Raw genomic sequence first — 9,563 nt, 5'->3', positions numbered from 1 at the left:
CCGCGATCTCCCACAGCCCGTCCGGAACAATCCAACTCCACGTACCCCGCCCCATAACCAAGTCCAACGACCCAGCCCCACATAGGACACGGTCTTAACGGCCGCGCCACCCGGGGGTGGGGGCCAGACAGTGCGCGATCATGCGCCGGCCGCGTTCCGGCCTGCTCACGCCGCGGCCTGCTTCGCCAGGGCGCGGACTTCTCCATCGCGCAGGGCGTAGTAGACGAGGGCGAGCAGCTTGCGGGCCGCGGCCGCCTTGGCCACGTTGCGGGCCGTGGGGCCGCGGCGTTCGGTGATCCTGTCTTTGAGGTGGCGCATCGGGGTGTCGGCCCGGCAGCGCTGGACGGCCTCGACGCAGGCCCAGCGCAGCAGGGGCAAGCCCTGTTTGGTGATCGGCCCGCGGTGGACCTTGGTGTCCGAGGCGCGGTGGCGCGGGGTCAGGCCCGCCCAGGAGCGCAGCTGGGTCGGGCCCGGGAAGCGGCTGACGTGCCGGTCACCCGCGGATGCGGCCCGGCCTTGGCGATCTGCTCCCTGAGCGCGGCCGGGTTGTTGTCGATCCGCACCCGGCCCAGCCGCTCACCCCCAGCGGTCATGCGCACCATCACCGAACGATCACGGTGTAGGTCCATCCCCACGATCTGACACTCACCGTAGGCTTGTTCACGGTCCATCACAGGGCCTCCTGCCTGTGGACGCTTTCTTCTTCCTGGACCGAACATCGTCCGCACCCGGCCGGAGCGGGAGGCCCCGCTCTTCATCGCATCAACTTATCGGGGCTGGTGGTTGTTGAGGGGGTGTTGTCAGGTTGTCAGTGTTCTGGATGCTGAGGGTGTGTCAGGGCGTGGCGGGGCCGGTGACGGTGGTGTGTTCAGGCGGTGGTCGGCACGCCGGTGATCTGGTTCCAGATGGTGAAGCGGATGGTCATCTCGAGGCGGTAGTTGGGTGCGGTCATCAGGTGGCGGCGGGGCCGGAAGTGGGGTGAGATGCCGCTGAAGGAGGCGAGGAACCGCTGTGCGGCACCCATCGATCGGAAGCCTTTCATCGCCCGTTCGCGTTGTCTGGTCGGCTGGTGGGAGTTCTCGGCCCGGTTGTTGAGGCCCTTGTGGGAGCGGTGCTCGACGGACGGCATGACCTCGCGGTGGGCGGCGCTGTAACTGCGGAGCTTGTCGGTGACGATGACCCGGGGCACGGAACGGGTCTTCTTCATGATCTTCCGGAAGAAGCGCCTGGCCGCGGCCTCATCCCGCCGGTTCTGCAGGAGGATGTCGAGGACGTTGCCGTCAGCGTCCACCGCCCGCCACAGGTACTTCTGCACACCGCTGATCTTCACGAAGACCTCGTCGAGGTGCCACTTCTCACCTGGCTGAGGGCGGCGCCTGCGTAAGGCCGCTGCGTAGGCGGGACCGAACCGGCGCGTCCACTGGTGGACCGTCTCGTGCGACACCTTGATGCCGCGCTCGAGCATCAACTCCTCGACGTCGCGCAGGCTCAGGCTGAACCGGTGGTACAGCCACACGCAGTGGGAGATGACCTCCGGCGGGAAGCGGAAACTCCGGTACGACAGCGTCTCCACGAGCAACCCCTCCACCGATCCGACCAGACGGGCGAGCATGCCACCGGAGAGGGCCCTCGCTCAACCTGACAATGCCCACTGAAGGGCACTGGACCCTTCTTCCCCCTCCGGGGGCGTACGGCGGGCGGGGTCAAAGCTCAGGCATGGATGGTTGAGCGTCCGTCCAAAGACGCAGGGCTGCAAGGAGTGGGTTAAGGTCGGATAGTTGCTACGTTCATACACATCGAATGAGACCACGCGTGGGGACGTGGCACTCTGTTCCGTTGCGGTACAGCAACGAACTACCGCACCCCCGCGAGCGCAGCCGACCGTCACCAACCGCAGGCAACCGCCCGGCCAGCCAAACAGCAGGCCTCAGCGACCGCCCTGCCCGTAGCTCGCATCAAGGATGCGCCCTTACTCCTGGCGCGTCTGATTGAGCGGGAAACCACGGGGAACACCCGTCAGTCACAGCAGCCAGAGACGAGAACGGCCCCCGACCAACTCACCAGGTTCGGGGCCGATTTCTGCTCCTCTCGGAGCGGAGGCCGTGAGATTTGAGACCACGGCAACATCGCTGCCACGATGATTTTTTGCTTTTTTGTTAACGTTTTGTCTCGATCGCCACTTCAGTGTGGCCGGCTCGTAATTGACGTCGACCTCCGCCGTTTGGGTCGGTGCATTTACTTCTCTAGTGGTGATTTCCCGGTTGACTTCTCCGCCATTCACTTGTCTCGATGTCAAGGGTGCATCCTGCGCTGTAGGTGTGGCCTTGAGCGCAGGTTGGCGAGCATATTTGTCTGTGGCATTTGAAGCGGGAGTCGTAAAGATGGCCGTGAGAGCTGGTGGGAAATCCTCCTTGGGGGCGTCTCTTGAGTGTATGCCTGGCTTCGGACGGGTGGGCTGTTGGGGTGGTTGACAGGGCCAGGAGGCACCACGTCGTTGAGCCGTCACTGTTGGTTCCCCAGGAGCCTGCTCGCTGGTTAGCGATGGCTTCTACGAGCCACAGCCCCCGGCCGTTTTCCTGGTTGTCGCATGGCCTGCTCTTGATTAGAGGCGGCTTTGGCATGCCGTCACGTATCTGGATCAGCAGGTAGCCGTCTGGGCAGTCAAGGGTCAGCGTGACTTCTTGTCCGGCGCTGTGCTGGATGGCGTTGGTAATCAGCTCGGAGACGATCAGTATCGTGTCTTCAAGTATGTAGTCCAGGCCGTTGACCATTAGGCATGTCCGGGTGAGGCGTCGCATTGCTGCGACCCGTGAGCTGTCTGTAAGGCTGGGGGCTTCGCTGGCCTGGCGCTTGGCGATTGGGAAGGTGGCGGTCATTAGCTTGGTGCCAGCCATCATGGTGTTTCCTCTGGCAGCCTGAAGGGTGACACCGGCTGAGGCTGGCTGAGGCGGATTGCTAGACGCCGTCCGCTTCTCCCGGGTATCCCTATGGGAGCTTTCCGTGCAGCTGTTGATTTCTGTGGCGCGAGTAATGAGCACTGGACAACGTTCCCATCGGTGGCGGTCGTGATCGAATTGACTGATGGCATCTGACGGGTTAGTTGTGCTCAGCGGGGGAGCTGTGGCACCCCGATCCTCATCATTGGGAAAGGTGGTGTGACACCCGTCAAGGTAAGACGCCTTCCGTTTATCCTGATGAGGAATATCAGTACACGATCTGGCGGGTGTCGTAAATGCAGTTAACGTTGGAAATAGTGGCTATGCGAAGCAAGGTTGTGAAATTGTGAAAGTTGGAACCGTTGCCGTAGCCCCGTAGACGTGTCCATTCGACCCTCTCCCCAGTCGCGGGTCGGGTTGGCTGTGCCGTCTGTGGGCCGTCCGAGGAGGGCCCACAGACGGCAGGTGACGACCACCATTGACAGGTGTCCGGAGCGACAGCCGCGGGTCACCCGATTCGATCTGCGACCCTGGTAAGGGCATGCCTTAGAGGTCGATCTCTTTCCGCCCCTCGTGTGACGTTTTCGCTGGTCAGGCATGAACTAGCTCCTGCTGCGGGAGCTTCGGCTCGTTGCCGGACGCGATGGCGTGGAGGTGGCGGATGCCGTCGATGCGGGCGGTTCTGGAAACGCGGCAGAAAGCCGCAGCCGCGCAGGTTAAGCATCTCGAAGCCGAGTTGCAACGGGCGCGGGCGGCTCTGGCGGACGCGGAAGAAGTGCACAGGCGCCGGGTAATCGGCCTGGAGCAGTATCTGGAGGCGCTGGCCGAGGAGGATGCCCCCGTCGACGTAGCCGGCGAGGTATCGAGGAGGAAGCCGGTCGGGCCGCGTCGGGCGGTGCCTCACCGGCAACTCGCGACCGGGGTGAAGGAACTGTCGCCGGACTATCAGGCGTCGATGACCGCCGAGGTCGATGCCGGGCGGCCAGGCGGCGGCTCATGAGCATGGTCATGGACCAAAGAATGACGGCTTCACTGGTGTCTGTGCGCCGCTCGTAATCCCGGACCAGGCGCCGGCTGCGCAGGCACCAGGCGAAAGGCCGTTCCACGACCCAGCGGCGGGGCAGTACCTGGAAGCCGCTGATGTCGTCGCTGCGGCGGACGATGTCGAGATCGACTCCGAGCTGTGCCGCGCTCCAGTCGACGAGGTGGCCGGTGGAGCCGCCGTCGTCCCAGACCCGTGCCAGCCGCTCGAAACAGCCTCTGGCTGCCGGCAGCAGCGTTCGGGCGGCGTCCCGGTCGGCGGTGTCGGCGTACACATGAGCGTCCGCAGCCACGTACGGATGAACAGGGCCAGTTTCTGACGCGCTGAGGATCGGCGGTGGGCACTCTGCTGCTTGGTCGGTGTGGGGCGGCAGAGGACGGCTGACGATGGTTTTGGATCCGCATCGCTGGTTGGAACTGCGGCGGTTTCGCGGCCTGTTCGAGTCCGGGGCGATGAGCCTGTCTGAGATTGCCCGGGAGACCGGGCTGGACCGCAAGACGGTCCGCAAGTACCTCGCTGCCAAGGGGCCGGCTTCGCCTCCGCGGCGGACGTCGAACGGACGACACCAGCAGCGGATGGTCGACGAGTTCGCGCCGCTGATCGACTCGATGCTGCGGGCCGAGATCCTGATGAAGGCCACCGTCATCCACGAACGTCTGACCAGGGACTATGGGTTCACCGGCAACTACCAGCGCGTCAAGCTCTATGTCCAAGAAGCCCGCCCTAGGATTGCGGAGGAACTCGGCATCACGCCTCGGGAACTGGCCGGCATGCACCGCCGCTTCGAGGTGATCCCCGGAGCTCAGGCCCAGGTCGACTGGGGCGATGAGGGCAAGATCCTCGCCCACGTGGGCATCGGGAAGGTCTAGGGCGTGTCCGACGGGTCGGTACGGGCCCTGCGACTGATCGGCGTAAGCCGGTATTCGGTTGCGCGTGCGAGGCGGTACGCAAGGTTGGTCGACACATCGCTGGATGGGGTGGTTGTTACGTTCGTCCCATTACCCGCGGCGGGGTGTCGGTGGTCTCCTGGCGTTGTTCCGTCGCGGGCCTGGGTGCCCGCGACGAGCGGACCTTGGGGAGGACCCGGCAATGATGCGATCGGTGATCAGACGCGTGTGGAGGCCGGCAGTCGCCGCCGCGACAGGCGTATGTGCCTTCGTGGGGATGACGGCACCCGCGCCTGCCACACCGAAGCAGCAGCCTCAGGCTGGGGCTGCCGCTTCGGGCTACCTGAACCTGCACCAGTGCGTGTACTACTCGTCCTCGGCGGCGAACCACTTCACGACGGTGGTGACGAGCAATGACGGACGGTTCGCTGCGGGGACGAACGTCTCCGGCACCGCCGACTCGCAGGTGTCCTGCGGTGCGGGCGACGGGAACTACCAGCTCGTCCCGATCCTGTCGGGCGTCAAGGCGTTGCACCTCGCCTCCGGGCGCTACTTGAACATCCACCAGTGCGTGCACTACTCGTCCTCGGCGGCGAACCACTTCACGACGGTGGTGACGAGCAGTGACGGGCGGTTCGCAGCGGGGACGAACGTTTCCGGTGCCGCGGACTCGCAGGTGTCCTGCGGTGCGGGTGACGGGAACTACCAGCTCGTCCCGATCCTGTCGGGCGTCAAGGCGCTGGACCTGACCTCGGGAAGCTACGTGAATCTGCACCAGTGCGTGTACTACTCGTCCTCGGCGACGGACCACTTCACGACGGTGGTGACGAGCAGTGACGGGCGGTTCGCTGCGGGGACGAACGTCTCCGGTGCCGCGGACTCGCAGGTGTCCTGCGGCGCGGGTGACGGGAACTACCAGCTCGTCCCGATCCTGTCGGGCGTCAAGGCGCTCTCGGTGGCCTAAGGACTGTCCGGTGAGTCAGTAACGAGCCAGGCTGCCTATGTACACGCGCTGAACCCGCGCGACCTCTTGTATCTGGGGACGCACGGGTTCAGTCGAGCTGGCCCGACAGCCAGCGCCGGATAGAGGACCTCAGAGGACGAAGACGCTCCGGCTGCCGTTTGGGTGGTACGTCTCACCGGGGTAGATCAACCAGGTGACCTGCCCTGTGCAATCGGGCCCGGAGTGCACCTCAGCGATCGCGTCTGTGTAGTTGCTAACCACTGGAGGAACGGAGTCTCCGAGCGGGAAGCAGCCGCTCGGATCCTCGTGGGCCACACCGTCGATGACTAGCACTCCCTGGGCCGCGTAGGCGGAGTTCGAGACAGTGAGCGCGAGTGCCATAGCTACCCCGAGAGTCCCCAAGGCCGTTGCCATGCGTCGCATTACGCGTGTACCCCTTCCGTCGGTGCGAATCGCACTGCGCGAGACGCCGAGCAACTTAGGGTATTCAAGCGATAACACGATGCTATCGGTGCTGTGCATCAAACCACCTGAAGGGGTGCCCGCCGGTGCAAAGTTGAGGAGATACCCCCCTCGGCGCCAGTGGCCCAGATTGCCACTGTCCGTTAGCCTCCGAGCGAGGAGTATGGACTGTTACTCGCGCAGCCATAGCCGGATCGCGGCGAGGGTGACCGTGCCGTGGAAGACGTAGGCTCTCTTGTCGTACCTGGTTGCCACAGCTCGTGAGCCCTTGAGCGGGCACTGTCAACTTTGACGATACGTCAGATGATCAAGAAGAAAAAATGCCACCTTGGCCCACTGGTGGCACGTCGAGGCGCGACCCCCTCCGTGGATTCAAAGGCATAGGACGTCAATCACCTTCTTGATCATCTGACGGTTCATCAAACTTGACAGCGCCGCCGCCCGACATCAGGACGGCTGTGGGGCCATCCACCACCTGAGGAGCGGAGACTCAGCCAGTCCTGATGCGTTGTCAGTGGCGGCTGTCATCATGGCTGGTTGCAGCGATGGTGCTACGAGGGGGAGGCGTCCATGCCTTGGGTACGGCCGTACGTGCGTTCTGACGGGACACCGGTTCGCGGGCATTCGCGGTGGGCTCCGGGCGCGAGACGGGAAATGACGATCTTCGCTCTGTTCGTGTTAGCCGTGGTCGGGTTCAGCAACGGTCACGCGTCGGCGGACGGGGCGGGCGGCAGGACGGTGCCGGGCCCGCGGTCGACGGTCCACTACCCGATCCGGTTCGACACGACCCCGACGTGGAAGCGTGGGCCTGAGCCGACGCCCACGGTGTCGTACCCGATCAAGTTCCCGTCCCAGCAGGGGACCCGGTGACGCGGCGGCCGCCGGCACGGCGGCGCACGAGGCGGCCCGGTCGTCGGCGGAAGGACTCCAATCTGATCGGTTTCCTCCTGGCGGCGGCGGTGGTGGTGACGGTGGTCCACTGGCTGCTGGTCCAATGGTGGGTGATCGTCCTGGTCCTGGTCCTCGCCGGGCTCGCAGGCGGCGGCTGGCTGTACAGCCTTCATCAGCGGGCCCGCTGGGAGAAAGTACGGGCGCAGGGGCTGCGCTACGGCCTGCCGCAGCTGGACGCACTCCACCACTCCCGGTTCGAGGAAGCGATACGGGACCTGATGCGCCGGGACGGCTGCCGGGACGCGCAGAAGGTCGGCGGCGGCGGGGACCTGGGCGCGGACGTGAAGGCGACCGATCCGTACGGGCGGCGCTGGGTGATTCAGTGCAAGCACCGCCGCAACGGGGTCCGGGGCTCGGCGGTGGGCACGCCGGATCTGCAGGTGCTCAACGGCACGGCGCGGCCGGTGCATGGTGCGGACGTCGCGGTCATCGTGACGAACGGGCGGGTGACGGCGCCGGCGGTCACGTTCGCCAAGCAGCAACGGCTGCACGTGGTCGACCGGCAGACGCTGGGCGTGTGGGCGGCCGGCTCGCGCCCGCTGTGGGAGCTGCTGTGGGCCGTTCCACCCCCGCGTCGCTCAACGCCACTGAGCTGAGAAGGGCCTGGTTAAGGGGAACCCGGCAATTTTGCCGGGTTCCCCTTAACCAGGGGTGTCGGTAAGAACCGTGTCAGCCGCAAACGGCGGCTGACCGACCCCGTGAGCTGCGGATGAGGTGGAGGTGTGGCCCACGCCTGTGGACGCGGGCCTTCGGGGCGGCGATGTACTTACCCCGACTTGCCCGCACCTGGCAGCTTGACTAGGTCAGGACCCTCACCGGGCGCACTAGCAAGAGGGTTCTGCGCATGATCAGCCGCTGGTCTGTGTGTCCCAGACAGGTTGGTAGGTGCTGTTGTAGATGACGACGTTGCCGTCGTTCTGGATGGCGAGGTATTGGCCACGGTTCGCGGTGTTGGATGCCCAGATCGGATGGCCCGTATGGTCGATAACCACGAGGTTGCCGTCACTCTGGAACATGGCGCAAAAGCCACGGCCCGCAGTGCCTGCCTGCCACACGGCGCGCCCATCCTTCCAGACGACGAGGTTGCCGTCCGTCTGCATGATCAGGACCGTCCGCAAGTTGGTCGACGTCCGCCCCCCTGAAGCCACGCAAAAGTCAGTACCCGGAAGGACGACAGTGTGCCCGGGGTCCGTGGCCTGAGCCGATGGGGCCGCGACGGCCGAGCCCCCCGATATCTCCGCTTGCGCGCCCCCCGCGCCCGCTCCTGCTAACGCCAGCACCGCAGCCGCAATGCACATCGTTCTACGCATCTTCAGCACTCCTACAGCTCTCACGGCGAAGGCCCAAAATAGGGCATTAGTGTACCTATGTAATCAGATAGCCACTTGGAGTGCAGTCATGACGGCTGCCGGCGACCCGAGCACGACGACGGCGGCGGTCAGCGCCTGCTGAAGACGTGGACTGCGTGCGAGTAGTCGCGGTCGGCCGAGTCTCAGCGCACACCCACCAAGGCCGGGCCGTCTGCGGGCCGTCCGAGGGGGATCGGAGGCGACAGATGACGACCGTCGGTGACAGGTACAGAGGCTGACAGCCGCAGGTCACCCGATTCGATCTGCGACACTGGTATGGCCATGCCTGAGCCCGGATATCTGGCATTCGTCAAGGTCGTCGACTGGCGCTGACATCGACGCCGGCGGCGGTGGCGCTGACGGCAGTCTTTGAGGGCAACGGGCGTGAACTTCGCCGCACACCGGCAGCCTTGGACATCCCCCATGGTGAGGGCTGAGCCATGAGGACGAACCCCCTGCGCCAGGTGGGCGAACTTGTAAAGCGAAGGTCGTCGGTTCGAATCCGACAGGGGCTCTCTCACTGAACGGCACAAAAGCGCCGGATCATAATCGGCCTGGGAGGCATTGTCAACTTTGACGAGCCGTCAGATGATCAGGAAGACGATTGCGGTCCTGCGCCTTTGAATCTATGAATGAAGCGCCACCTCGACGCGCCACAGGCGGGGTCTCGGGCGGGATCTTTCCTTCTTGATCATCTGACACTCTGTCAAAGTCTCCAGTGCCCTCGGTACGGGTCTGGGTGACCGCCACCGACAACAACGGCGGCCGATGGGTCGCCGTGGATAAAGGACTCGATACCACCGAAGCCTTCGCCCCGAGCGTTCCTGGACGCGCTCGCCTACGGGGTCACCATCTCATCGAGGGAAGTCCCGACCACTGAACGCTTCTCATCCTGATCGCCAGGCTGTCTCGATGGCGTGAATGGCGGCCACGGTCCGGCTGATCCGATTCGTGCTGCAGCGGGCCTTGCGG

The 9,563-nt window shown here is 64.9% G+C and carries 9 protein-coding genes and 3 pseudogenes; 4 read left to right on the top strand and 8 right to left on the bottom strand.

All coding sequences use genetic code 11. The annotated features are described in order from the left end of the window. Positions 1-165: 165 nt before the first annotated feature. From ACZ7HQ_RS44095 to ACZ7HQ_RS44075, 5 genes and pseudogenes are all read right to left on the bottom strand, one after another. A complete protein-coding gene (locus ACZ7HQ_RS44095) occupies positions 166-378 on the bottom strand; it encodes a hypothetical protein (RefSeq protein ID WP_471002922.1) in 213 nt (70 codons plus the stop codon). A 12-nt stretch (positions 379-390) separates the two neighbouring features. Further along, positions 391-441, bottom strand: a pseudogene (locus ACZ7HQ_RS44090) (hypothetical protein); the annotation flags it as partial. Next, positions 438-593 carry a hypothetical protein gene (locus ACZ7HQ_RS44085; protein WP_471002919.1) on the bottom strand — a complete coding sequence of 52 codons (156 nt, stop codon included), beginning with the start codon at positions 591-593 and terminating at the stop codon, positions 438-440. The pseudogene ACZ7HQ_RS44090 and the gene ACZ7HQ_RS44085, both read right to left, overlap by 4 nt. Positions 594-868: 275 nt before the next feature. Continuing rightward, positions 869-1,612, bottom strand: a complete 744-nt coding sequence (locus ACZ7HQ_RS44080) for an IS6 family transposase (protein ID WP_471002916.1) — start codon at positions 1,610-1,612, stop codon at positions 869-871. Positions 1,613-2,243: 631 nt separating this feature from the next. Then, positions 2,244-2,876, bottom strand: coding sequence for an ATP-binding protein (locus ACZ7HQ_RS44075; RefSeq protein ID WP_471002925.1), 633 nt, complete (start codon positions 2,874-2,876; stop codon positions 2,244-2,246). A gap of 721 nt (positions 2,877-3,597) precedes the next feature. On the opposite strand from ACZ7HQ_RS44075, the gene ACZ7HQ_RS44070 reads away from it, so the two are divergent. Continuing rightward, positions 3,598-3,936, top strand: a complete 339-nt coding sequence (locus ACZ7HQ_RS44070; protein WP_471002927.1) for a hypothetical protein — start codon at positions 3,598-3,600, stop codon at positions 3,934-3,936. 16 nt (positions 3,937-3,952) lie between these two features. On the opposite strand, the pseudogene ACZ7HQ_RS44065 reads toward ACZ7HQ_RS44070, so the two are convergent. Then, positions 3,953-4,252: pseudogene (locus ACZ7HQ_RS44065) on the bottom strand (transposase); the annotation flags it as partial. Between the two features lie 112 nt (positions 4,253-4,364). Between ACZ7HQ_RS44065 and ACZ7HQ_RS44060 the strand changes: the two are divergent. Together ACZ7HQ_RS44060 and ACZ7HQ_RS44055 are read left to right on the top strand one after the other, a co-directional pair. Next, entirely contained in the window at positions 4,365-4,847 is a 483-nt protein-coding gene (locus tag ACZ7HQ_RS44060) for a hypothetical protein (RefSeq protein ID WP_471002913.1), read from the top strand. 295 nt (positions 4,848-5,142) lie between these two features. Continuing rightward, entirely contained in the window at positions 5,143-5,829 is a 687-nt protein-coding gene (locus tag ACZ7HQ_RS44055; RefSeq protein ID WP_471002910.1) for a hypothetical protein, read from the top strand. A 633-nt stretch (positions 5,830-6,462) separates the two neighbouring features. On the opposite strand, the pseudogene ACZ7HQ_RS44050 reads toward ACZ7HQ_RS44055, so the two are convergent. Then, a pseudogene (locus ACZ7HQ_RS44050) lies at positions 6,463-6,564 on the bottom strand (IS5/IS1182 family transposase); the annotation flags it as partial. Between the two features lie 593 nt (positions 6,565-7,157). Here ACZ7HQ_RS44050 and ACZ7HQ_RS44045 point away from each other — a divergent pair. Beyond that, a complete protein-coding gene (locus ACZ7HQ_RS44045) occupies positions 7,158-7,838 on the top strand; it encodes a restriction endonuclease (protein ID WP_471002907.1) in 681 nt (226 codons plus the stop codon). Positions 7,839-8,090: 252 nt separating this feature from the next. Here the strand turns inward: ACZ7HQ_RS44045 and ACZ7HQ_RS44040 are convergent, their stop codons facing one another. Continuing rightward, positions 8,091-8,342 (bottom strand): hypothetical protein, encoded by a 252-nt coding sequence (locus ACZ7HQ_RS44040; RefSeq protein WP_471002904.1) that lies wholly within the window; start codon positions 8,340-8,342, stop codon positions 8,091-8,093. Positions 8,343-9,563: the final 1,221 nt, after the last annotated feature.

It is taken from the genome of Streptomyces sp. NPDC037290 (assembly GCF_055603245.1).
The sequence above is the reverse complement of the archived record's forward strand: the minus strand, read 5'-3'. Positions and strand labels throughout refer to the sequence as shown.

Coding starts and splice junctions, on each gene's coding strand:
- ACZ7HQ_RS44085 (WP_471002919.1), bottom strand. CDS start 593: ATGACCGCTGGGGGTGAGCGGCTGGGCCGGGTGCGGATCGACAACAAC.
- ACZ7HQ_RS44080 (WP_471002916.1), bottom strand. CDS start 1,612: ATGCTCGCCCGTCTGGTCGGATCGGTGGAGGGGTTGCTCGTGGAGACG.
- ACZ7HQ_RS44075 (WP_471002925.1), bottom strand. CDS start 2,876: ATGACCGCCACCTTCCCAATCGCCAAGCGCCAGGCCAGCGAAGCCCCC.
- ACZ7HQ_RS44070 (WP_471002927.1), top strand. CDS start 3,598: ATGCCGTCGATGCGGGCGGTTCTGGAAACGCGGCAGAAAGCCGCAGCC.
- ACZ7HQ_RS44060 (WP_471002913.1), top strand. CDS start 4,365: ATGGTTTTGGATCCGCATCGCTGGTTGGAACTGCGGCGGTTTCGCGGC.
- ACZ7HQ_RS44055 (WP_471002910.1), top strand. CDS start 5,143: ATGACGGCACCCGCGCCTGCCACACCGAAGCAGCAGCCTCAGGCTGGG.
- ACZ7HQ_RS44040 (WP_471002904.1), bottom strand. CDS start 8,342: ATGCAGACGGACGGCAACCTCGTCGTCTGGAAGGATGGGCGCGCCGTG.